Origin of the sequence: Nocardia sp. CA-151230 (genome assembly GCF_050942175.1) — a bacterium.
Taxonomy (GTDB): Bacteria; Actinomycetota; Actinomycetes; order Mycobacteriales; family Mycobacteriaceae; genus Nocardia.
Genome location: NZ_CP192061.1, coordinates 8,936,393 through 8,956,749 on the forward strand (window position 1 = coordinate 8,936,393; position 20,357 = coordinate 8,956,749).

General features: G+C 68.6%; 21 protein-coding genes. 13 read left to right on the forward strand and 8 right to left on the reverse strand.

Features of this window, described 5'->3' with window-relative positions:
- Nucleotides 1-25: 25 nt before the first annotated feature.
- Both ACQP1O_RS41775 and ACQP1O_RS41780 read left to right on the forward strand, forming a co-directional pair.
- The gene (locus ACQP1O_RS41775) at nucleotides 26-532 is read left to right on the forward strand and encodes a sigma-70 family RNA polymerase sigma factor (protein ID WP_433563751.1); all 507 of its coding nucleotides are present in this window, start codon (nucleotides 26-28) and stop codon (nucleotides 530-532) included.
- Nucleotides 529-1,245 (forward strand): zf-HC2 domain-containing protein, encoded by a 717-nt coding sequence (locus ACQP1O_RS41780; RefSeq protein WP_433563752.1) that lies wholly within the window; start codon nucleotides 529-531, stop codon nucleotides 1,243-1,245. The genes ACQP1O_RS41775 and ACQP1O_RS41780 overlap by 4 nt, the downstream gene beginning before the upstream one ends.
- A gap of 51 nt (nucleotides 1,246-1,296) precedes the next feature.
- On the opposite strand, the gene ACQP1O_RS41785 is transcribed toward ACQP1O_RS41780, so the two are convergent.
- From ACQP1O_RS41785 to ACQP1O_RS41795, 3 genes are all read right to left on the reverse strand, one after another.
- The gene (locus ACQP1O_RS41785) at nucleotides 1,297-2,028 is read right to left on the reverse strand and encodes an ABC transporter permease (protein WP_433567978.1); all 732 of its coding nucleotides are present in this window, start codon (nucleotides 2,026-2,028) and stop codon (nucleotides 1,297-1,299) included.
- Between the two features lie 89 nt (nucleotides 2,029-2,117).
- Nucleotides 2,118-3,113 carry an ATP-binding cassette domain-containing protein gene (locus ACQP1O_RS41790; protein ID WP_433563753.1) on the reverse strand — a complete coding sequence of 332 codons (996 nt, stop codon included), beginning with the start codon at nucleotides 3,111-3,113 and terminating at the stop codon, nucleotides 2,118-2,120.
- Between the two features lie 83 nt (nucleotides 3,114-3,196).
- Entirely contained in the window at nucleotides 3,197-3,700 is a 504-nt protein-coding gene (locus ACQP1O_RS41795; protein ID WP_433563754.1) for an EXLDI protein, read from the reverse strand.
- Between the two features lie 138 nt (nucleotides 3,701-3,838).
- Here ACQP1O_RS41795 and ACQP1O_RS41800 point away from each other — a divergent pair, with 138 nt between their 5' ends.
- The 4 genes from ACQP1O_RS41800 to ACQP1O_RS41815 are packed head-to-tail and all read left to right on the forward strand — an operon-like array spanning nucleotide 3,839 to nucleotide 8,473.
- Nucleotides 3,839-5,542, forward strand: a complete 1,704-nt coding sequence (locus tag ACQP1O_RS41800; RefSeq protein ID WP_433563755.1) for a thiamine pyrophosphate-binding protein — start codon at nucleotides 3,839-3,841, stop codon at nucleotides 5,540-5,542.
- Nucleotides 5,543-5,545: 3 nt separating this feature from the next.
- Nucleotides 5,546-6,223: an SRPBCC family protein gene (locus ACQP1O_RS41805; protein ID WP_433563756.1), complete on the forward strand. Its 678-nt coding sequence runs from the start codon at nucleotides 5,546-5,548 to the stop codon at nucleotides 6,221-6,223.
- 10 nt (nucleotides 6,224-6,233) lie between these two features.
- Nucleotides 6,234-7,277: a 3-oxoacyl-ACP synthase III family protein gene (locus ACQP1O_RS41810; protein ID WP_433563757.1), complete on the forward strand. Its 1,044-nt coding sequence runs from the start codon at nucleotides 6,234-6,236 to the stop codon at nucleotides 7,275-7,277.
- Nucleotides 7,278-7,321: 44 nt separating this feature from the next.
- Nucleotides 7,322-8,473 carry an aminotransferase class I/II-fold pyridoxal phosphate-dependent enzyme gene (locus ACQP1O_RS41815; protein ID WP_433567979.1) on the forward strand — a complete coding sequence of 384 codons (1,152 nt, stop codon included), beginning with the start codon at nucleotides 7,322-7,324 and terminating at the stop codon, nucleotides 8,471-8,473.
- Here ACQP1O_RS41815 and ACQP1O_RS41820 read toward each other — a convergent pair.
- Nucleotides 8,427-9,395 carry a bile acid:sodium symporter family protein gene (locus ACQP1O_RS41820; protein WP_433563758.1) on the reverse strand — a complete coding sequence of 323 codons (969 nt, stop codon included), beginning with the start codon at nucleotides 9,393-9,395 and terminating at the stop codon, nucleotides 8,427-8,429. The genes ACQP1O_RS41815 and ACQP1O_RS41820 overlap by 47 nt on opposite strands.
- Before the next feature lie 104 nt (nucleotides 9,396-9,499).
- Between ACQP1O_RS41820 and ACQP1O_RS41825 the strand changes: the two genes are divergently transcribed.
- From ACQP1O_RS41825 to ACQP1O_RS41845, 5 genes are read left to right on the forward strand one after another with little or no spacing between them, the layout of a single operon-like run.
- A complete protein-coding gene (locus tag ACQP1O_RS41825; protein WP_433563759.1) occupies nucleotides 9,500-10,453 on the forward strand; it encodes a TIGR04222 domain-containing membrane protein in 954 nt (317 codons plus the stop codon).
- On the forward strand, nucleotides 10,450-11,358 hold the full coding sequence (locus ACQP1O_RS41830; RefSeq protein WP_433563760.1) for a DUF692 domain-containing protein: 909 nt from the start codon (nucleotides 10,450-10,452) through the stop codon (nucleotides 11,356-11,358). The genes ACQP1O_RS41825 and ACQP1O_RS41830 overlap by 4 nt, the downstream gene beginning before the upstream one ends.
- Entirely contained in the window at nucleotides 11,355-11,705 is a 351-nt protein-coding gene (locus ACQP1O_RS41835) for a hypothetical protein (RefSeq protein ID WP_433563761.1), read from the forward strand. Before ACQP1O_RS41830 ends, ACQP1O_RS41835 begins: the two co-directional genes overlap by 4 nt.
- Nucleotides 11,706-11,712: 7 nt before the next feature.
- Nucleotides 11,713-12,135, forward strand: a complete 423-nt coding sequence (locus tag ACQP1O_RS41840) for a hypothetical protein (RefSeq protein ID WP_433563762.1) — start codon at nucleotides 11,713-11,715, stop codon at nucleotides 12,133-12,135.
- A 14-nt stretch (nucleotides 12,136-12,149) separates the two neighbouring features.
- The gene (locus tag ACQP1O_RS41845) at nucleotides 12,150-12,581 is read left to right on the forward strand and encodes a GNAT family N-acetyltransferase (protein ID WP_433563763.1); all 432 of its coding nucleotides are present in this window, start codon (nucleotides 12,150-12,152) and stop codon (nucleotides 12,579-12,581) included.
- 3 nt (nucleotides 12,582-12,584) lie between these two features.
- Here the strand turns inward: ACQP1O_RS41845 and ACQP1O_RS41850 are convergent, their stop codons facing one another.
- Nucleotides 12,585-13,010 carry an SdpI family protein gene (locus tag ACQP1O_RS41850; RefSeq protein ID WP_433563764.1) on the reverse strand — a complete coding sequence of 142 codons (426 nt, stop codon included), beginning with the start codon at nucleotides 13,008-13,010 and terminating at the stop codon, nucleotides 12,585-12,587.
- Nucleotides 13,011-13,285: 275 nt separating this feature from the next.
- Here ACQP1O_RS41850 and leuS point away from each other — a divergent pair, with 275 nt between their 5' ends.
- Nucleotides 13,286-16,159, forward strand: coding sequence for a leucine--tRNA ligase (gene leuS, locus ACQP1O_RS41855; RefSeq protein WP_433567980.1), 2,874 nt, complete (start codon nucleotides 13,286-13,288; stop codon nucleotides 16,157-16,159).
- Between the two features lie 62 nt (nucleotides 16,160-16,221).
- Here leuS and ACQP1O_RS41860 read toward each other — a convergent pair whose 3' ends face one another.
- From ACQP1O_RS41860 to ACQP1O_RS41870, 3 genes are all read right to left on the reverse strand, one after another.
- Nucleotides 16,222-17,016, reverse strand: coding sequence for a polysaccharide deacetylase family protein (locus ACQP1O_RS41860; protein ID WP_433563765.1), 795 nt, complete (start codon nucleotides 17,014-17,016; stop codon nucleotides 16,222-16,224).
- Nucleotides 17,017-17,073: 57 nt separating this feature from the next.
- Nucleotides 17,074-17,877: a polysaccharide deacetylase family protein gene (locus ACQP1O_RS41865; protein ID WP_433563766.1), complete on the reverse strand. Its 804-nt coding sequence runs from the start codon at nucleotides 17,875-17,877 to the stop codon at nucleotides 17,074-17,076.
- A gap of 139 nt (nucleotides 17,878-18,016) precedes the next feature.
- Nucleotides 18,017-18,721, reverse strand: a complete 705-nt coding sequence (locus tag ACQP1O_RS41870) for an SDR family oxidoreductase (protein WP_433563767.1) — start codon at nucleotides 18,719-18,721, stop codon at nucleotides 18,017-18,019.
- Between the two features lie 154 nt (nucleotides 18,722-18,875).
- Here ACQP1O_RS41870 and ggh point away from each other — a divergent pair, with 154 nt between their 5' ends.
- A complete protein-coding gene (gene ggh / locus ACQP1O_RS41875; protein WP_433563768.1) occupies nucleotides 18,876-20,216 on the forward strand; it encodes a glucosylglycerate hydrolase in 1,341 nt (446 codons plus the stop codon).
- Nucleotides 20,217-20,357: the final 141 nt, after the last annotated feature.

Genomic DNA, 20,357 nt, shown 5'->3' on the forward strand with positions numbered 1-20,357 from the left:
GTCGTGATCGATGCGGAGGTGAGCGATGCCGGAGGACCAGGCGGCCTTGCTCCGCGCGCTGTACGACGAGCACGCGGCAGCACTGTGGCGGTACACCTACGGGTTGGTCGGGGATCCGGGCCGGGCCGAGGACATCGTGCAGGAGACCCTGCTGCGCGCCTGGCAGCGGCCCAATGTGCTGGACCAGTCCACCAGTTCGGCGCGGGCCTGGCTGTTCAAGGTCGCCCGTAATCTGGCCGTGGACGAGCATCGCAGCGCACGCAGCCGGCGCGAATTCCGGACCGATCACCCGCCGGAGGTACCCGAACCGGACAAGACGGATCGGGCGCTGGACGGGTGGCTGGTGGCGGATGCACTGGCGCGGCTGAGCATCGATCACCGTGACGTAATCGTCCGTGCCTACTACCGGGGCCTGTCCACGCACCAGATTGCGGAGGAACTCGAGATCCCGGAGGGCACGGTCAAGTCCCGGATGCACTACGGCATGCGGGCATTGCGATTGGTGTTGCAGGAAATGGGGGTGACGAGATGACCGAGGGCCATGAACTGTGCGATGGCTATGCCACCTGGGACGGCGCGTATGTGCTCGGCGCTCTCGCCCGGGACGACCGCCGCGAGTACGAGGAGCATCTGACCGGATGCGAATCCTGCCGGGCGGCCGTGTCGAAACTGGCCGGACTGCCCGGCCTGCTGGCCCTGGTGGATGCCGAGACCGCACTGTCGATTGCGGCGCAGGACGATCCGCCTTCCACCGTGCCGCCGCCGCCCGATCGGCTGCTGCCGGCCCTGGCGGCGCAGACCGCCAAACGGCGGCGCCGGGGGCGATGGGAAGCGATCGGCGGAGCAGTGGCGGCGGCGGCCGCGGCGGTGACCATCGCGATCCCGGTGACCGCCACCCTCGCCCAGCACGAGGGCCCGTCCTTCGTGCAGCAGGTGGTGGCGCAGGGCCCGCTGAAGCCGCAGACCGACACCCCGATCCAGGCCACCTTCAAGGTGATGTCGATCAACGGCCAGACCCGGGTGGACATGTGGTGCCAGTACCCGCCCTCGGACGAGGAGTACGTGTGGACGCTGTCGCTGTGGGTGACCCGCAACGACGGCGTGCAGTCCAAGCTCGCCGAGTGGACGGTCAAGCCCGGGCAGACGCTGACTCCGGATGGCACCACCTCGGTGTCGCCGGAACAGTTGAAGACGGTCGAGATTCGCAACGGATCCGGGAAAATCCTGCTGGCGGCAGGCATCTGACCACGCGCGAACGGCGCGCCCCGCGTGGGAGCGCGCCGTCCGGCACCGTGGCTACCGGGTCTTGCGCCGGAAAGTCGTAGTGGACCAGACGTATCCGAATACGCCGATCACCACGCACCAGCCGATGGCCAGGATGCCGTTGTGCCCGATCGGCCCGCCCATCAGCAGCCCGCGCAGGGTCTCGGTGATCGGGGTGAAGGGCTGATACTCGGCGAACTGCTTCACACCGGCCGGCATGGTGTCGGTCGGCACCAGGCCGCTGCCCAGGAAGGGCAGGAACAGAATCGGCATGGGCATATTGGACGCGCTCTCCGGGGTCTGGGCGATCAGGCCGAAGCCGACGCCGAGCCAGTTCAGCGCGAAGACGGTCAGGCCGATGAGCCCGAGGGCCGCCAGCCATTCCACCACGTTGGCGTGCGGCCGGAAGCCGATGGCGACGGCCATCAGCGTCATGGCGACCACGCCCAGCATGCCCTGGATCAGGGTGCCGACCACCTGCCCGGTGAGCACCGAGGCGTGCGAGAAGTGCATGGTGCGAAAGCGATTGATGATGCCCTTGGTCATATCGGTGGCCATGCCGACCGCGACGCCCGCGACCATGTACGCCGGGATGATGAGCATCATGCCGGGCGTCAGGTAGTCGATGTACCGGCCGCCGGTGGCCGACTTCAGCGCACCGCCGAACACGTAGTCGAACAGCAGCAGCAGGAACACCGGCATGATGATCAGGGAGAAGGTCATGCCGGGATACCGCTTGGCGTGCACCAGATTCCGGCGCAGCATGGTCTTCGAGTCGGCGAACGACGTGGTCAGCGTTGGCCCGCTTGTCACCCCACCGCCACCCCTGATGGAATCGCTACGCGATGCGATCTTCATTCGGAGGTCTCCTTCTCCGGAGCGTGACCGCCGGTGAGGGCCAGGAAGACGTCGTCGAGGTCGGGGGTGTGCACGGACAGGCCCGCGGGTTCCACCCGGGCCGCGTCGAGGCGGTCGATCACCTCGCGGACCGAGCGCACCGCGCCGTCGCTCGGAACGGCCAGTGTGAGGTCACCGTTGACCTGCGCGGCATCACCGAAAAGCCGTGCGGCGGACTCGAATTCGGCACGCTCGCCGAAGTCCAGGCGGATGTAGCCGCCGGGCACCATGCGCTTGAGCTGATCGGCGGTGCCCTGGGCGACCAGTTGCCCCTGGTGCAGGACGGCGATGCGGTCGGCCAGCTGGTCGGCCTCTTCCAGGTACTGGGTGGTGAGGAAGATGGTGACGCCCCGCGCGGTGAGGTCGCGGATGATGTCCCACATGCCGCGGCGGCTGCGCGGATCCAGACCCACGGTGGGCTCGTCCAGGAAGATGATGCGCGGATCTCCGACCAGGGTCATGGCCAGGTCCAGGCGGCGGGTCATGCCGCCGGAGTAGCTCGACGCGATCTTGTCGGCGGCCTCCTCCAGATCGAAGGTGGCCAGCAGTTCCGCTGCCAGCCTGCGGCTTTCGGCACGCGGCAGGTGGTGCAGATCGCCCATGAGGATGAGGTTCTCGCGGCCGGTGAGCAGTTCGTCCACGGCCGAGAACTGGCCGGTGACCCCGATGATCGAGCGCACGCCGTCGGGCTGGGTGGCGGGATCGAAACCGCCGACGCTGATCTCGCCGCCATCGGCGTGTTTCAGGGTGGACAGGATCTCGACCGTGGTGGTCTTGCCCGCGCCATTGGGTCCGAGCAGCGAGAAGACGCTGCCCTCCGGGACGGTGAAGTCGATGCGGTCGAGCACGATGTGCTCACCGAAGGATTTGCAGAGGCCGGTGACCGCGATGGCTGCCGGCGCAGGGTCGTTGTACACGTCTTTCCTTTCATCAATAGATAGGCATGAATGCATACGTCATCCAGGCCGTGACCGCCGAGGCTTGCGATCAAAGTTCCCGTGGGTCGGTTATTCAGTTGTGCTACCGGGTTTTTCGATCAGATATCGAGGTCCTCGACCTGCGAGTGCTCGGTGGCGTCCACGACGCGGGCGTAGAGGCGATCGGGAATCTTGCCCTCCAGGTCCTGGATGGTGTCGTAGACGTCGAGGGTGAAATCACCCCAATCCTGTTCGCCCAGACCGAGGAAGCGACGCCACTGGCGCCAATTGGTGTCGGTCGGAAACTCCGACCAGTTGGAGAAGTGGCTGTGCACCGCATACGCGCCCTTGCGGGTGCGGTACACCCGGATGTCCTCGATACGCTCGTTGGCCATCTGGTGCCAGTGGGTGAGCAGGGTGCCGGAGAACCGGACCTGCCGGGTGCCGTCCTTGCCCACCTTCAGGACCACCTCGTCGTAGCCCTGTTGCCGGCCCTCCTCGAGCTCGATGAAGCGCCGCAGTGCCGTCACGATCGCGCCCGACAGATTGCCCCCCACCAGCTCCTGCGCGCGCTGAAACAGCTTCAGGTCATCATCGGATACGTAAATCGTCTTGTTCGGCATTCCCCAACTATACGTAGATGTATACGTACACGGCAAGACCTGTCGCGAAACGCGGTGATTGAACCGCTGACGCATCGCATCCGTATCCCGGTTGAAGGCACTCGGGCACCGGTGGCTGCCACCGGAAAGGACGCGCCCATGCATAGCGGCACACGGGTCGCTGACCAGCTGGTCAGGGCGGTATCGGCGCTGGGCATACGGCACCTGTTCGGCGTCGACGGAGCAAATATCGAAGACCTCTACGACGCGGCATTCGATCATCGGGATCTGATCACCGCCGTAGTGGCCAAGCACGAGTTCGGCGCGGCCACCATGGCAGACGGGTATGCGCGTTCGACCTCCGGCCTCGGTGTCGTGTGTGCGACCTCCGGCGGCGGCGCCGTGAACCTCGTCGCCGGGCTGGCCGAATCGTTCGCCTCCCGGGTGCCGGTGCTGGCGCTGATCGGGCAGCCCCCGACCGTCCTGGAAGGCAAGGGCGCGTTCCAGGACACGAGTGGGCAGGCCGGCGCCTTCGACGCGGTCGCGCTGTACACGCCGATCTCGCACTACTGTGCCCGCGTCGAGGCCCCCGCCGACCTGCCCGCTCACCTCGCCCGCGCGGTCTCCGCCGCGCACCGGGGCGGGCCCGCAGTGCTGTTGCTGCCCAAGGACATTCAGCAGGCCGACCTGGTCGCGCCGGGTTTCGTGCCGCCCTCCCGCGCCTACCGCCGCGACATCGAGAACCTGTGGCGGGTGCTGCACACCGTGCGCGGCGCCCGGGCGGTCGGCAAGATCGTGATCATCGCCGGGGACCAGGTGGCCCGCGACGACGCCCGCGGCGAGCTGGCCGCCTTCGCCGCCGCCGTGGACGCCGCCGTCGGGGTCGCGCCCGACGCCAAGGACGTCTACCACCACGCGGACCCCGGCTACTGCGGCGTCGCGGGCAGCATGGGCAATCCCGAACTGCTCGACGCCCTGCGCGGCGCGGAGCTGTGCCTGCTGATCGGCACCCGCATGCCGGTCACCGACCGGGCCGGGATGGAGGAAGGGCTCGCGGCGGTGCCGCTGGCCAGCATCGGCGCGCTGCCGCCCTTCCTGCCCGCGCGGCACGCGCACAGCAACGACCTGGCCGAGACTCTCGCCGAGCTGACCGGCGAATTGGATTCCGGCGACGGCGAACCCGAGGCGCGGATCATCCCGCTGCGCCCGCACCCGTCCGGCGAGCCCACCCTGACCCCGCTGCCCGTGCCGCCCTCCGACGGTCCCGGGTTGCGCTATCGCGAGGTGGTGGAGACCATCAACGACGCGCTGCCCGCGGGCTCGGACGTCTTCGCCGACGCCGGCAATACCGGTGCGGCCGTGGTGCATCACCTGCGGCTGCCACGGTACGGGCGCTTCACGGTGGCGCTCGGCATGGGCGGCATGGGTTATGCCTTCGGGGCGGGGATCGGGTCGGCCTTCGCCCGCCACCGCCATCCGGACGGCGGGCAGCGGCGCACCTACGTCATCGCGGGTGACGGAGCATTCTTCATGCACGGCATGGAGATTCACACCGCGGTCGAACACCGGCTGCCGATCACCTTCATCGTCCTCAACAACAACGCGCACGCCATGTGCGTCACGCGTGAGCAGCTGTACTACGGGGATCGCTACAGCTTCAACAGGTTTCGTCCCGCGTATCCGGGCGCGGGGATGGCCGCCATGTTCCCGGATCTGTGCACCCATGCACCGGAGAACCGGGCCGAGCTCGCCGCGGCACTGCGGCACTGCGCCGACCGCCCGGGACCGTCTTTCGTCGCGATCGACTGCGATCCCGACGAAATCCCGCCGTTCACACCGTTCCTGACGCCACCCGGGAGGTAACCCGTGACCACCAGCGCCCTGCCCGCCCTCAGTGACATTCCGGAAGCCGTCCTGCCCGGCCTGCTGCGCATCGAGAATTCCGATCGCGAGGCCACCACCCCGATCATCCTGGACATGCTGCGATCGGTGTATCCGCACGACCAGATCTTCGGCGACTTCTGCCCGGTCCAGGGGTTCATCGCGGCCCCGCCGCGGGAGCTGTACGAGTACCTCGCCGACACCCGATGCCTGGAGGAATGGACCTACAGCCTGCGCGGATTCACCGAGACCGAGGAGCCCGGGCTGTGGGTGTCGCACGACCGGTTGGGCGACAGCACCAAGATCTACACCCGCACCGTCGCCAATCCCGACGCCATGACGGTGGACTACCACTGCGCCTGGGACCAGAGCGACCACCTGTGGATGATCTACCTGATGCGGGTGATCGACGCCCAGGTGGTGTTCGACAAGCCCGGTTCGGTGGTGCTGTGGACGAACTGCCACCACCCGTTCTATGACAAGAATCCCTACAAGGACACCGCGCCGGACAAGCGCAAGGCATGGGTGGGCGATTTCTGGGAGATGTTCTCCGCCGGGCACCAATTGGAGCTCGACAACCTCAGGGCCATCGCGGAATACCGCGCCTCGCACGGGCTGCCCATCAAGCCCGACTGGATGCTGAATCCCTCGGAAGAGAAGTGAGCTGAACGCCATGGACTTCACCGACCCCGCCCTCCGGACGGCACCATCTGTCAGCCTGGTCGATATCGCCGGTTACCTGCCCGGTGACCCGGTCGGCACCGAGTACTTCACCCAGTTCTCCCGCTCGGACCGGATGGCCAAGAACGTCATGTTCCGAGCCCCCAGGGGCCGCCATCACATCGGCCGCGACGAGACCGCCGTGGACATGGTGGAACGAGCCGTCGCACCCCTGATCGAACGCCATGGGGCACAGGAGATCTCGAACGTCGACATCCTGCTCACCCACACCCAGCTGCCCGACAACCCGGTGCTGGGCGCCGGGCCGGAGGTGGCGCGCCGGCTGGATATGAAGCCGCGCTGGGTGTTCGACATCCACAACGGCGGCTGCGCGGCCTTCGTCCACATGATGTGGATGGCCCGCATGATCCTGCAGACGACCGACGCGCGCACCGCGCTCATCGCCTGCACCCAGAACTGCGCGGGTCCGGTGTTCACCCAGCCCGATATCCGCGGGCTCGCGCAGGCTCCCGTCCCCGGCGATGGCTGCGGGGTCGGGCTTCTCGTGAAGAACAGCTCCGCGCCGATCCTCGATATCGAATGCCGCACCTATCCGGAGTTCGCGGGCGACATGGAGTTCAGCACCAACGGCGAACGGAAGTACTGGGAGCCGGGCGAGGGCCAGGGCTGCGTCACCTTCACCGAATCCAAGGTGGCCAAGGTGATGACGCGTGGCAACCGGCTGGTGCCCGAGGTGGCGCAGGCGGTGTGCAAGCGCATCGGGGTGAAGTCCCGCGATATCGACACCTTCGTCACCAACCAGCCCAACCGGCTGTTCCTGCGCAACTGGAACGAGGCGATGGAACTGCCGCCCGAACGGCACCCGGACACCTTCGACAGCTGCGGAAACCTGTTCGCCGCGGGCATTCCCGTGACCCTGGACGCCGAGAACCGGGCCGGGCGGCTGCGCAACGGCTCGGTGGTGCTGATGGCGGCGTTCGCGCACGCCGGGGACTTCGCGGGGGCGGCGGCCGTCCGCTGGGGCGCGGCCCGATGACCCGCCCCGGCGCGGGGGAGCACAGGCGGCGCCCGGCACGGATCGTGGCGCCGGTGTCCTGGCCGACGGGATTGCGCGGTTCCGAGGTGGCGGGCTATCCCGCCACCGTCGACCCGCACGGCGCGGACACCATCCGCTACGACCTCAGTCTGAGCGAAAACCCATTTCCGCCACTGCCTTCGGTGGTCGCCGCGCTCGACGACTGTCTCGGCAAGACCAACCGGTATCCGGAATTCCTGCCCCGGCGGCTGCCACGGCTGATCGCCGACCGCCTCGGCGTCTCTGCCGATCAGGTGGTGGCGGGTTCCGGCGCGACCGGGGTGGCCATGCAGATCATGCAGACCCTCCCCCGCACCGGATCCGAATTCGTCTACGCCACACCGACCTTCGACGGGTATCCGATCATGGCGACCATGACCGGGCTGCGGCCCGTGCCGGTGCCGCTGGACGGCCACGGCCGCCAGGACCTGTGGGCCATGGCCCGCGCGGTGAACGGGCGCACCGGGCTGATCGCGGTGTGCCGTCCGCACAATCCGACCGGAACCGTGATCCCGGCCAGCGAAGTGAAGGCGTTCCTGTGTTCGGTCCCGTCCCGGGTGCCGGTGATACTGGACGAGGCGTACGTCGAATTCCTCGGTGCGAGCGACTCTCTCGACGCCGTCGAGCTGGTCGACCGACACCCCAATGTGCTGGTACTGCGCACCTTCTCCAAGGCCTACGGCCTGGCCGGGTTGCGCATCGGCTACGCGTTCGGTGCGGCGGAACTGGTGCACCGGGTACATCGGCTGCAACTGCCGTTCGGGGTGCCCGCCCTCGCGGTCGCCGCGGTGCGCGCGTCCTATGCCGCGGAAGCCGAACTGGGCGAACGGATTCTGCGCATAACCACGGAACGCGAACTGCTGCGCACCGAACTGCGGCGCGGCGGCATCCGGGTGCCGCGCAGCAGCGCCAACTTCCTGTACCTGCCCGGCCGCGATATCGCGCCCGCGCTGGCGCGCGCCGGGATCGTGGCCAAGCGCTACCCGGACGGCAGCGCCCGCATCGCGGTGGGCGATCCGGGTTCGGACCGGGCCGTGCTGCAGGCGCTGGCCGCCCGGCCCTCGGCGGGCGCCCGTTCGCTGCGGCGCGAGGACAGCCGGCTGCTCTCGCTCACGGCGCGGTACGAGCCCACCGCTGTGCCAGGGCGGCACACGTGATCAGCTGAATCTGGTGGAACATCATGAGCGGCAACACGACCAGTCCCACCGAATGCCCCGCGAACAGCACCGTCGCCATGGGCAGCCCGGTGGCCAGGCTCTTCTTGGATCCGCAGAACACCACCACGATCCGGTCGGCGCGATCGAATCGCACCGCTTCGCCGAGGAATCCGGTGGCCACCAGCACGATGGCCAGAATCGCGCAGCACACCACGGCCAGCAACAGAATCCGCCACGGCGACATGGCATGCCAGATGCCCTCGACCATGCCCGCGCTGAAGGCGCTGTAGACCACCAGCAGGATGGACCCGCGATCCACCAGCTTGGTGGGCTCGGCGTAGCGGGCCAGGAAACCCTTGACCTTCGGCCGGATCAGCTGGCCCAGGAAGAACGGCACCAGTAGCTGCAGCACGATGTCCACCACCGCGGACGGGTCCACGCTCGCCTGCCCGGTGGTGTTCATCAGCAGGATCACGAGTGCGGGAGTCAGGAAGACGCCCAGCAGGTTCGACACCGTGGCGCTCACGATCGCGCCCGCCACATTGCCTTTGGCGATGGAGGTGAAGGCGATCGAGGACTGCACGGTGGACGGCACCAGGCACAGGAACAGCACACCGGTGTAGAGATCGCTGGTCAGCACGTGCGGCACCAGCACCCGGGCGGCGAGACCGATCACGGGGAAGAGCACGAAGGTACAGACCAGCACGGTCAGGTGCAGTCGCCAGTGCTTGAGGCCCGCGATCGCCTCCTGCGGCGCCAGGCGGGCGCCGTAGAGCAGGAACAGAAATCCGATGGCGATCTTCGTCAGCCAGCTCACGACCTCGGCCGCCTCGCCCCGAGCCGGGAAGATACTGGCGAGGACGACCATCGCAAGAATCGACAGGATGAACCCGTCTATATAGAACTTGCTGAGAAATCGCACCGAAACAGGCTAAACACCACGCTTCCTTGGGATAACACAGCACCCGCACTGCCGCGATACTGGTGGTGATCGACAGTCACGACGACTCCCGAGGTGGAATCGCCATGGTCCTTCGGACCGCCGCAGCCGCGGCCGCAACCGATACGTGGGGGATATCCGGCCCGGCCTTCCTCCTGTTCTATGTCCTGGCCGGCCTTTCAGCGGTCGCGTTCGGCTACGCGCGCCGCGCCGCGGTCATGCGCGCAATCGACCCGGCCTGGCCGCCGGCCGGGCCACTGCGCCCCAGTGAAACCGCGATGCTGGTCGACGACCGGCGTCCGACGCTGGCCGGGCTGGCGCAATTGCGCGGCCACCAGATCATCGACTCCGCCGGCACGCCGGTCCGGCCGCTGACCGCCGCCGAGGAACAGCATCTGGATCCGATCTCCCGCGCGCTGTACGCGCACCTGCACAGATCCGGGCAGGCCCGCATGCCCGGCATGCTCGTGGGAACCGCCGGGGTGTCGATGGCGCTGCGCGGCGACCTCACCGAGCGCGGCTATCTGTTCGGCGAGAAGCAGCGAAAAACCCTGCGGACAGCGCGGTTTCCGCTCTTCGTATTGCTCGCGCTCGGACTGGTCCGGCTGATCGCGGGCGCTGCCGCCCATCATGCGGTCGGCTTCCTGGTGCTCGCCATGATCGTGCTGGCGGTCCTCACCGTCGCGGTGGGCCGGCCGCCGCGCCTGACACAGCGCGGCCGCGACGCCCTCGCCGCCGCCCAGGCCGGCAACCGGCACCTGCGGCCCGCCAACTCTCCCGCCTATTCCGCCTACGGACCCGACAGTGCCGCGCTCGCCGTCGCGCTCTACGGCGGGCTGGTGTTGTGGACCCTCGACCCGGCGCTCGCGGGGGCAGCCAGCGTGGTGGCAGGTGGTGGCGGGGGCGGTAGTGACGGCAGTTCCTGCAGCAGTGACAGCGGAAGCACTTGCAGCAGTAGCAGTAGCAGTTGCAGCAGCGGCAGTAGTTGCGGCAGCAGTAGCAGTTGCGGCAGCAGCTGCGGCGGAGGCTGCGGCGGATGACCGATTCACCACTTCCCGAGGGGTCGCTGGGCATCGGCTGGCGGCGCGAGATCTGCGGTCTGGTGGCGTCGCTGGAGGGCATCGGATTCTGCGAGGTCATCGCGGAAACGCTGGCGCCCAGGGATTCCGGTGGCCGGGCCTTTGCGCCCCTCCGGCGTGGCCGCGGCTCCCGGCCCGGCGTCGACGTGCCCGAAGAGCTGGCCGCGTTGGTGGCCCGGGGCATTCCCGCGGTGCCGCACGGTATTTCGCTGTCGCTCGGCGGTGCGGAGACGCTGGACGACCGGCGGGTCTCCCATCTCGCCGACTGCGCGCGGGCCCTGGGTTCGCCGCTGGTGAGCGAGCACATCGCCTTCGTGCGCGCGGGCGGCCTGGAGGCCGGGCACCTGCTGCCGGTGCCGCGCACCCGCGAGGCGCTGGATGCCCTGGAGCGCAATATCTTCCGCGCGAGCCGGCAGTTGGATGTGCCGCTGGCGGTGGAGAACATCGCGGCGCTGTTCCAATGGCCGCACGCCGACTACACCGAGGCGGAATTCCTGCAGGAGCTCGTCGAGCGCACCGGCGTCCATCTCCTGCTCGATATCGCGAATGTCTATGCCAATGCCCGCAATACGTCACGTGATCCGCTCACGGAGCTGTTGCGCCTGCCCGCCGAGCGGGTGGCCTACTGCCATATCGCGGGCGGCCACGAGTCCGGCGGCCGCTACATCGACACCCATGTCCACCCCGTCCCCGCCGAGGTGCTGGCCCTGGTCGCGGAGTTCACGGCCGGCCGCGCCGTCCCCCTCATGCTGGAACGCGACGGAAACTACCCGCCCGCAGCCGAACTCACCGCCGAACTGAACGCCATCGCCACCGCCTCCGGCCGCCCGCCCATCACCCTGCGCCCGGAGGCGATCCCGGCATGACCGTCGAATCGCCGCGGACGGCAGGAACACTCGCCGAGCAGCAGGCGGCCGTGGTACGCGCGCTGGTCGCCGGCGCGCAGCCGCCGCCCGGTTTCGACGCGGACGATCTCGCCGCCACCGCACACGGTCTGCTGCACAAGCGGGCCGAGGAGGTGGCGCGGCGGTTCCCGCGCCTGGCGCAGGCGGCCGGGCCCGACTTCCGGGCCCGCTACCTGGACTGGGCGCGCACCCGGCCGAAGACCACCACCACCGAGGACGCCGCCGCGTTCGCCCGCGACCTCGGACTACCCGATCCGCGGCCGCAACCCGGCAGGCGGCCACGGTGGCCGGGCCGCCGCGGACGATGATGTGTGGGTGGCCTTCCTCACGCGCGATCCATACCACGGCTACCGGCCGAATCCGGCCCCGGCAACCCGGACGGCCAGCCGGATCCTGCTTCGATTCGGGCTGGCACGCTGGGAGCTCGTACTGCGGCGGACGGTCCTCGCACCCGGCGGACAGTCCGGGTGGCACTACCACGACGGAACCTTGTTCGTGCTGGTCGCCGGCGGTGCGCTGGATCATCCGAAGGCCGATTGCACCCCGGTCACCATCCGGCCGTGGCGGGTCTTCCGGGAGCCGAGCGGTCCCGGGCACGCGCACCTGGCCCGCAACAGCGGCCCGCGACCGGTGAAATTGACCGTCTTGTACGTGAATCCGAAGGGGAGCCCGCTCGCGCGCAGCATCCCGCCGCCCGCGTGCGCAGGCGAACCCTCGGCAAGTGATCCGGATCATTGAGGCAAGCTGGGCCCATGATCGAAGTCGTCACCGTCAGCACCGAGCAGGAACTAGCCGACGCCTACGCGGTGCGCATGCAGGTCTTCGTGGACGAGCAGGGTGTGCCCGCCGAGATCGAGATCGACGAACTCGACGCGACGGCCGACCACTTCCTGGCGCGGCTGGACGGCAGGCCGGCCGGGGCCGGGCGGTTGATCGTGCGGGACGGCGTCGGGGTGCTCGGGCGGCTGGCGGTGCTGGCGGAGACGCGCGGCACCGGGCTCGGCGTGGCGCTGGTGCGCGCCATCGAGGAGCGGGTGCGCGAACGCGGCCTGGGCGTGGTCGAACTGCATTCGCAGACCCATGCGCAGGGCTTCTACGAGAAGCTCGGGTACGAGGCGTACGGCGAGATCGGCATGGACGCGGGCATCCCGCACGTCTGGATGCGCAGGTCGCTCGCGAACTGAGACCTAGGCGGTCTCGCAGGCGTCCCGCAGCGAGCAGGCGCCGCAGGCGCTGCCACAGCCGCCGACCTTCTCCTCCGGGAACGCGGTGGCGAGCGCCTTCTCGGCGGCCGCGGCACCGGCGCCGAGGGTGAACACCGCGATGACCACGGCCACCACGGCCACGACCAGGGCCGCGATGCCGCCGGCGACCAGCGCGACCGCACCGGCGGCCGCGAGCAGCAGCCCCGCCACCACGGAGGTCGGCGCGGCCACCCGGTTGGCCAGCTTGAAGGATTCCTCGGTCTTCACCGCGGCCTCGGAGTGCACCCCGAAATACCGGTTGCCCGGCAGCGTCCCGGTGAATCCGAGCACGCCCGTGACCACGGCCACAGCCGCGAGGACAAAGAGGATCAGCGCCACGACGAACACCTGCTGAACGGTACACGGCACCCAATTTCCCTCCGCTTCGCTCCGGCGGGTTCGCGGCGCTGAAGGTCTCGTTCTTCCCTCCTCCGGCCCCCTGCGCTCCTCCGCTCCAAGGCGGAGGTCTGTTCCAGCCGCAGTCCAGAACGAGCGCTCCGCCTCCCCGCGCTTGCGCCGCGAACCTCTGGGCACGGCCCAGAACCGGTCGATGCCGCATGGACCCTTTTTGGGATGCTGGATGGCGACGTTTTACCCTGGTGAGCGACCTTATCGGGGATTGGCTGGACAAAGAAGGCAGGACCGTGCAGGACACCCGTGCATCCGAAACACCCACCGCGACCGCGGGTGGGGGCGGCGACGTTCCCGCACACCGCTACAACGCCGACCTCGCCGGCCGCATCGAACAGAAGTGGCAGGGCAACTGGCAGCAGCGCGGTACCTTCTACGCGCCCAACCCGGTCGGTCCGCTGCAGGGCGAGACTCCGTCCGACAAGCTGTTCATCCAGGACATGTTCCCGTACCCGTCGGGTGCGGGCCTGCACGTCGGTCACCCGCTGGGCTACATCGCCACCGATGTCTTCGCCCGCTACCACCGCATGCACGGCCGGAACGTGCTGCACGCCCTGGGTTATGACGCCTTCGGCCTGCCCGCGGAGCAGTACGCGGTGCAGACCGGCGCGCACCCACGCGACACCACCATGGCGAATATCGCCACCATGCAGCGGCAGCTGGACCGCCTGGGCCTGGGCCACGACCGCCGCCGCACCTTCGCCACCACCGATCCCGAGTACTACCGGTGGACGCAGTGGATCTTCCTGCGCATCTACAACGCCTGGTACGACACGGGCCTGGGCAAGGCCCGGCCGATCGCCGAGCTGATCGCCGAATTCGAGGCCGGCAAGCGGGAAGCCGTCGAGGGCCGCACCTGGCACGAGCTGTCCCCGTCCGAGCGCAATGCCGCCATCGACTCCCATCGCCTGGTCTACCAGACGGATTCGATGGTCAACTGGTGCCCGGGCCTGGGCACCGTGCTGTCCAACGAGGAGGTCACCGCGGACGGCCGTTCCGAGCGCGGCAACTTCCCGGTGTTCCGTAAGCGCCTGTGGCAGTGGATGATGCGCATCACCGCCTACTCCGATCGCCTGGTCGACGACCTGGACGAGCTGGACTGGCCGGAGAACGTGAAGGCCATGCAGCGCAACTGGATCGGCCGCTCGCGGGGCGCGCAGGTCAAGTTCGAGGCCGGCGCGGACCTGATCGAGGTCTTCACCACCCGCCCCGACACCCTGTTCGGCGCGACCTACGTGGTGCTGGCCCCCGAGCACGAGCTGGTCGACAAGCTGACCGCCGCCACCTGGCCGTCCGGCACCGACGCGCGCTGGACCCTCGGCAACACCGTCACCCCTGTGGAAGCCGTTGCGGCCTACCGGAAGTCGATCGCCGCCAAGTCGGATCTGGAGCGGCAGGAGAACAAGGAGAAGACCGGCGTCTTCCTGGGCACCTACGCCACCAACCCGGTCAACGGCGCGCGCGCGCCGATCTTCATCGCCGACTATGTGCTGAGCGGCTACGGCACCGGCGCGATCATGGCCGTCCCCGGCCACGACCCGCGCGACTGGGACTTCGCCACCGCCTTCGGCCTGCCCATCATCGAGGTCGTCGCGGGCGGCGATGTCGCGGAGGCGGCCCACACCGGTGACGGTGTCATGGTGAACTCCGGCTACATCGACGGCATGGACATCGAGTCCGCCAAGGCCAAGGTGATCGCCGAGCTGGAGGCCAACGGCCACGGCAGGGGAACCGTCCAGTACAAGCTGCGCGACTGGCTGTTCGCGCGTCAGCGCTACTGGGGCGAGCCGTTCCCGATCGTCTACGACGAGGACGGCGCGCCGCACGCGCTGCCGGAATCCATGCTGCCGGTGCGTCTTCCGGAGATCGACGACTTCGCGCCGGTCACCTTCGACGCGGACGACGCCGACTCCGAGCCGTCCCCGCCGCTGGCCAAGGCCACCGACTGGGTGCACGTCGAACTGGACCTGGGCGACGGCGTCAAGAAGTACCGCCGCGACACCAATGTCATGCCCAACTGGGCGGGCAGCTCCTGGTACCAGCTGCGCTACGCGGACCCGACCAATACCGAAACCTTCTGCGCCCCCGAGAACGAGCAGTACTGGCTGGGCCCGCGCACGGCCGAGCACGGCCCGAAGGATCCGGGCGGCGTGGACCTCTACGTCGGCGGCGTGGAGCACGCGGTGCTGCACCTGCTGTACGCGCGCTTCTGGCAGAAGGTGCTCTTCGACCTGGGTGACGTGTCCGGCTCCGAGCCGTACCGCCGCCTGTTCAACCAGGGCTACATCCAGGCCCATGCCTACACCGACGCGCGCGGCGCCTACGTGCCGGCCGCGGAGATCGTGGAGCGGGACGGAAAGTTCTTCTGGACCAATGCCTCCGGCGTGGAGGAGGAGGTCTTCCAGGAGTACGGCAAGATCGGCAAGTCGCTGAAGAACGCCATCTCGCCCGACGAGATGTGCGACCTGTACGGCGCCGATACCTTCCGCTTCTACGAGATGGCGATGGGCCCGCTGGACACCTCGCGGCCCTGGGCCACCAAGGATGTGGTGGGCGCGCACCGCTTCCTGCAGCGGGTGTGGCGACTGGTGGTGGACGAGGAGACCGGCGCGGTGAAGGTCACCGACGGCGAGCCGTCGGCCGAGGCCCTGCGCCTGCTGCACAAGACCATTGCCGGTGTCGACGACGACTATGCCAACCTGCGCGACAACACCGCGGGCGCCAAGCTCATCGAGCTGACCAACTTCCTGACCAAGAACTACGGCGACGGCGCGCCCCGCGCGCTGGTGGAACCCCTGGTCCTGATGCTGGCCCCGATGTCCCCGCACGTGGCCGAGGAACTGTGGGAACGCCTGGGCCACACCACGGCCCTGGCCTACGGCCCCTTCCCGGTCGCGGATCCCGCACTGCTGGTGGCGGATTCGGTCGAGTACCCGATCCAGGTCAACGGCAAGGTCCGCAGCCGCGTCAGCGTCGCCGCCGACGCCGACCAGGCCGCGGTCCAAGCCGCCGCGCTGGCGGACGAGAAGATCGCGGAACTGCTGGGCGGCAAGGCGCCTCGCAAGATCATCGTGGTGCCCGGCCGCCTGGTGAACATCGTCGCCTGAGGTGACCGGCATTCGGCCCGGTGCGCACCGCGCACCGGGCCGAATTCATGTGCGGCGCAGTCCTACCGGGGCGGGATCAGGACATCGTCGAGGGTCACCAGCTGCAGGCTGCGTTCCCGGATGATGTCGGCGAGCTGGTCGTAGAGGTGGGTGACCGTCGGCCGGTTGGCGTGACCGATGACGATGGACTGGGCCCGGAACCACTGGCGCGCGGCATCGAGGAGCATGCCGTCGTTGATCACCGGATTGGTGTCGTTCAGGGTGCCGTACCACATGGTCGGGACGGTGTAGCCGCAGTCGGCGGCGACGGCGTCGACGCTGCCGTTGTGGTGGCCGAAGGGCGGGCGGTAGTAGGGCGTGCCGTCGGTGCCGTAGTGGTTCCAGAGGAAGTCCTTGCACCGCTCGAGCTGGTCGGCGATGGCGCCGCCGGACAGCTTGGTCAGGTCCGGGTGGTCCCAGGTGTGGTTGCCGAGCTGCACCTGCCCCGAGTCGACCAGGGGGCGCAGCACATCCCGGTGGTCGAGCCAGCCGGGATAGTAGGCGGTCACGAAGAAGGTCAGCCGTGCCCCGGTGTCCCGGGCGAAATCGATGAAGCCGCGGATGGTTTCGGAACTGGCACCGTCATCGATGGTGAGCGCCATATGGTTTCCGGCGCCCGGCAGCGCGGTGATGGTGCCCGGCCCGATCGGCGTCTTGGGCCCGAAATCCGGTGTCACCTGCGGTATCCCGGGCAGCTGGGGAATGATTCCGCCGCCGGATCCGGCGTCGAAGGGGAAGTCGGCGCGCGATTCGCCCGTGCCCAGCAGGGTGGCGGCCGTACCCGCCGCCAGCATCGTCAGCAGCCGTCGTCTGTCCATTGCGACCCTCATTCAGTTCACTACGGTTGAAACTTTCGCTCCCCCAGCGAAAACCGGCTACGTCGGCGAGACCAGCACATCGTTGAGCGTCACCATGGACAGGTTGCGCTCTCGGACGATCTCGGCCAGACGGTCGTAGCAGTGCGTCACGGCGGGATGATTGGCATGTCCGATGACAATGGCCTGCGCGTTGAAATACTTTCGCGCACACTCGATCAGATAGTCTTCGGTAATGACACCGGAGTCTGACAGCGAGCCGTACCACATGGTGGGGACGGTGTATCCGAGATCCGCTGCCACCTTGTCGACCGTAGCATTGTGGCGGCCGTAGGGAGGACGGAAATAGGGCGTCCCGTCCACACCGAAGGTGTTGCGCAGGAAGGTCTTTGCCTGGGTGAGCTGCGTGGCCACCTCGGTGGCGGACAGTTTGGTGAGATCCGGGTGGTCCCAGGTGTGATTGCCCAGCTGGATCTGCCCGGCGTCCACCAGCGGCCGCAACTCGGCCCGGTGCGTGGTCCAGGAGTCGTAATTCGCGGTGACGAAGAAGGTGAACCGCGCCCCGGTGTCCTTGGCGAATTTGATATACGCGCCGACCACAGCCGGATCGGCCCCGTCGTCGACGGTGAGTGCCAAATCGTTGCCGGTGCCGGGTAATCCGGTAATCGTTCCGGCGGGAATGCGGGATTTCTGCGCGGCCGGCGGTGCGGCGAGCACCTTCGGAGTCGGTGCCGCGGACGGCGTTCCGGCGGGTCCGCTGATGCGTGGCGTCACCTTGTGGGAGGGGCCGGACTCCGCGGCGCAGCCGGTCAGCGCCGCCGCAGTGCCCGCGGCGAGCATCGCGAGCAGCTGTCGTCTATCCATCTCTGTCGTTCACTCCGAAGATATGTATTTCTCTGCCATGCCTCCCTCGCAGGGCCTACCCGTTATATCTACGTGCCGTGAACTGGGCACCAATTCTGTGCGAAATGATCGAAATTCAGGATGGAATTTAAGGCTGCTCTCAGTGTGGGATGGGACGCAGCACGATTTCGGTGGGATGCGCGTCACGCGGGGTCTCGACGGCCTGCCGCACGGCGCGGGCAACCGTTTCGGCCCTGAGGAATTCGCCCGGCCGGTACTCGCGGCCCTCCCCCGCGATGATCTCGCGCTGCATGTCGGTGTCGATACGCCCGGGATGCACCGAGGTCACCCGCAGCGCGGGCTCCTCCAGGCGCAGTGCGTCGCCGAAGGCACGCAGCCCGAACTTGCTGGCCGCGTACACGCCCCAGCCCGGATTGGCCCGCAGCCCGGCTCCCGAATTGATCAGCACCACATGGCCATTGGCGGCGCGCATCGCCGGCAGCAACACCCTGGTCAACTCCGCGACCGCGATCAGGTTGGCTTCCAACGTATTCCGCCACTGCGCTACCGAGGAATCGGCTATCGTTCCCAGGTCGGCGATTCCGGCGTTGTGCACCAGTACTTCCAGCCGTTCGATGCCCGCTACAGCGCGCGCTACCGCGGCGTAGTCGGTGAGATCCACCGGCCATCCGGCGCTGCCGGGCAGTTCACGCAGTATCGGTTCCAGGGCCCGGGGCGTGCGCGCGCCAAGCAGCAGCCGATGCGTGGGCGCCAGTTCGCGGGCAATGGCCGCGCCGAGCCCCCGGCTGGCTCCGGTGATCAGCGCGGTCGGCTGGTCGGTGCTGGACTTCGCGGAATTCGCCATGTGATGACCGTAACCGCGTTACATCGGCCTGCGATGCTCCGGTCGGGCACACCACCGCTGGCTGACCCACGAGAAGGCGAACGAAGTGCAATCTGGCGATCAGGACCCACCCGTCCATCGCGCATACCTGCGGGTGGCGGCGCAGAATAGGGCGATGACGCACCCGGGATTCACGCCCACCCAGCTCGCGGCCCGCGCCGCCTACCTGCTGCGCGGCAATGACCTGGGCACCATGACCAGCGCCGCGCCCAAGCTGTATCCGCACATGTGGAGCTGGGACGCGGCGTTCGTGGCGGTCGGTCTGGCCCCGCTCAGCGTGGAGCGCGCCGCGCTCGAACTCGACACCCTGCTCTCGGCGCAGTGGCGCAACGGGATGATCCCGCACATCGTCTTCGCCAATGGCGTGGACGGCTACTTCCCCGGACCCGCCCGCTGGGAATGCCGCCGCCTGGCCGCCGACGCCCCCGACGGCCCCGACACCTCGGGCATCACCCAGCCGCCCGTGCATGCCATTGCGGTGCAACGGATTCTGGATCACTCGCGCCGGCACGGCCGCAGCACCCGCGCGGTCGCCGAGGATTTCCTGAACCGGCGCTGGCCCGATCTCATGCGCTGGCACCGCTGGCTGGCCTACGCCCGTGACCCCAAGCAGCACGGCCGGATCACGCTGTACCACGGCTGGGAATCCGGCATGGACAATTCGCCGCGCTGGGATCGCGCCTACGCGAACGTGATTCCCGGTCCGGACCTGCCGCCCTACGAGCGCGCCGACACCCAGGTGGTGGGCGATCCCACGCAGCGGCCCTCGGACCGCGAGTACGACCGCTACCTGTGGCTGGTCGAGCAGATGCGCCGGGCCGGCTACGACGACTACCAGCTGGCCTCGACCATGAGCTTCGCGGTCGAGGACGTGTTCGTGACCGCCATCTTCGCGCTGGCCTGTGATGTGCTGGCCAATATCGGCGAGGACTACAAGCAGCCGCACGCGGATGTGCGCGAGCTCTACGAGTGGGCCGACTACTTCCGCGCGGGCGTGGTCGCCACCACCGACGCCCGCACCGGCGCGGCGCGCGACTTCGATGTGCGCGCGGACCAGTGGATCGACACCGAGACCCTGGCCCTCTTCGCGCCGCTGCTCAGCGGCGGGCTGCCGCGCGATGCCGAACGGCGGCTGCTGCGCCTGTTCGAGGGCCCGCGCTGGTGCGGGCATCCGGATCTGCGCTACGCGCTGCCGCCCTCGACCTCTCCGGTGTCCAGGGACTTTCGCCCGCGCGAATATTGGCGCGGCCCGGTGTGGCCGGTGATCAGCTGGCTGTTCTCCTGGGTCTTCGCCCGCCGTGGCTGGGCGGAACGCTCGTTCATGCTGCGCGCCGAGGGGCTGCGGCAGGCCAGCGACGGCAGTTTCGCGGAGTACTACGAGCCCTTCACCGGCGAGCCGCTGGGCAGCATGCAGCAGTCCTGGACCGCCGCGTCGGTGCTGGACTGGCTGGGCTGACCCCGAACCCTCGGGCGGACACTCGAGCTAACAATTGGCGAACATTGCCGCCCCGCCTTCCCGGCCATAGTGGCCGATCGGCCTAGCGTTTCGGGGCATGACCGGACGCAGCCTGATGAAACTGGTAACTGTCGCAGCTAC

What these genes read in the sequence shown, in the direction of transcription:
- ACQP1O_RS41775 (WP_433563751.1), top strand. Translation starts at nt 26, where the DNA reads ATGCCGGAGGACCAGGCGGCCTTGCTCCGCGCGCTGTACGACGAGCAC.
- ACQP1O_RS41780 (WP_433563752.1), top strand. Translation starts at nt 529, where the DNA reads ATGACCGAGGGCCATGAACTGTGCGATGGCTATGCCACCTGGGACGGC.
- ACQP1O_RS41785 (WP_433567978.1), bottom strand. Translation starts at nt 2,028, where the DNA reads ATGCTGCGCCGGAATCTGGTGCACGCCAAGCGGTATCCCGGCATGACC.
- ACQP1O_RS41790 (WP_433563753.1), bottom strand. Translation starts at nt 3,113, where the DNA reads ATGCATTCATGCCTATCTATTGATGAAAGGAAAGACGTGTACAACGAC.
- ACQP1O_RS41795 (WP_433563754.1), bottom strand. Translation starts at nt 3,700, where the DNA reads ATGCCGAACAAGACGATTTACGTATCCGATGATGACCTGAAGCTGTTT.
- ACQP1O_RS41800 (WP_433563755.1), top strand. Translation starts at nt 3,839, where the DNA reads ATGCATAGCGGCACACGGGTCGCTGACCAGCTGGTCAGGGCGGTATCG.
- ACQP1O_RS41810 (WP_433563757.1), top strand. Translation starts at nt 6,234, where the DNA reads ATGGACTTCACCGACCCCGCCCTCCGGACGGCACCATCTGTCAGCCTG.
- ACQP1O_RS41825 (WP_433563759.1), top strand. Translation starts at nt 9,500, where the DNA reads ATGGTCCTTCGGACCGCCGCAGCCGCGGCCGCAACCGATACGTGGGGG.
- ACQP1O_RS41830 (WP_433563760.1), top strand. Translation starts at nt 10,450, where the DNA reads ATGACCGATTCACCACTTCCCGAGGGGTCGCTGGGCATCGGCTGGCGG.
- ACQP1O_RS41835 (WP_433563761.1), top strand. Translation starts at nt 11,355, where the DNA reads ATGACCGTCGAATCGCCGCGGACGGCAGGAACACTCGCCGAGCAGCAG.
- ACQP1O_RS41845 (WP_433563763.1), top strand. Translation starts at nt 12,150, where the DNA reads ATGATCGAAGTCGTCACCGTCAGCACCGAGCAGGAACTAGCCGACGCC.
- ACQP1O_RS41860 (WP_433563765.1), bottom strand. Translation starts at nt 17,016, where the DNA reads ATGGACAGACGACGGCTGCTGACGATGCTGGCGGCGGGTACGGCCGCC.
- ACQP1O_RS41865 (WP_433563766.1), bottom strand. Translation starts at nt 17,877, where the DNA reads ATGGATAGACGACAGCTGCTCGCGATGCTCGCCGCGGGCACTGCGGCG.
- ACQP1O_RS41870 (WP_433563767.1), bottom strand. Translation starts at nt 18,721, where the DNA reads ATGGCGAATTCCGCGAAGTCCAGCACCGACCAGCCGACCGCGCTGATC.
- ggh (WP_433563768.1), top strand. Translation starts at nt 18,876, where the DNA reads ATGACGCACCCGGGATTCACGCCCACCCAGCTCGCGGCCCGCGCCGCC.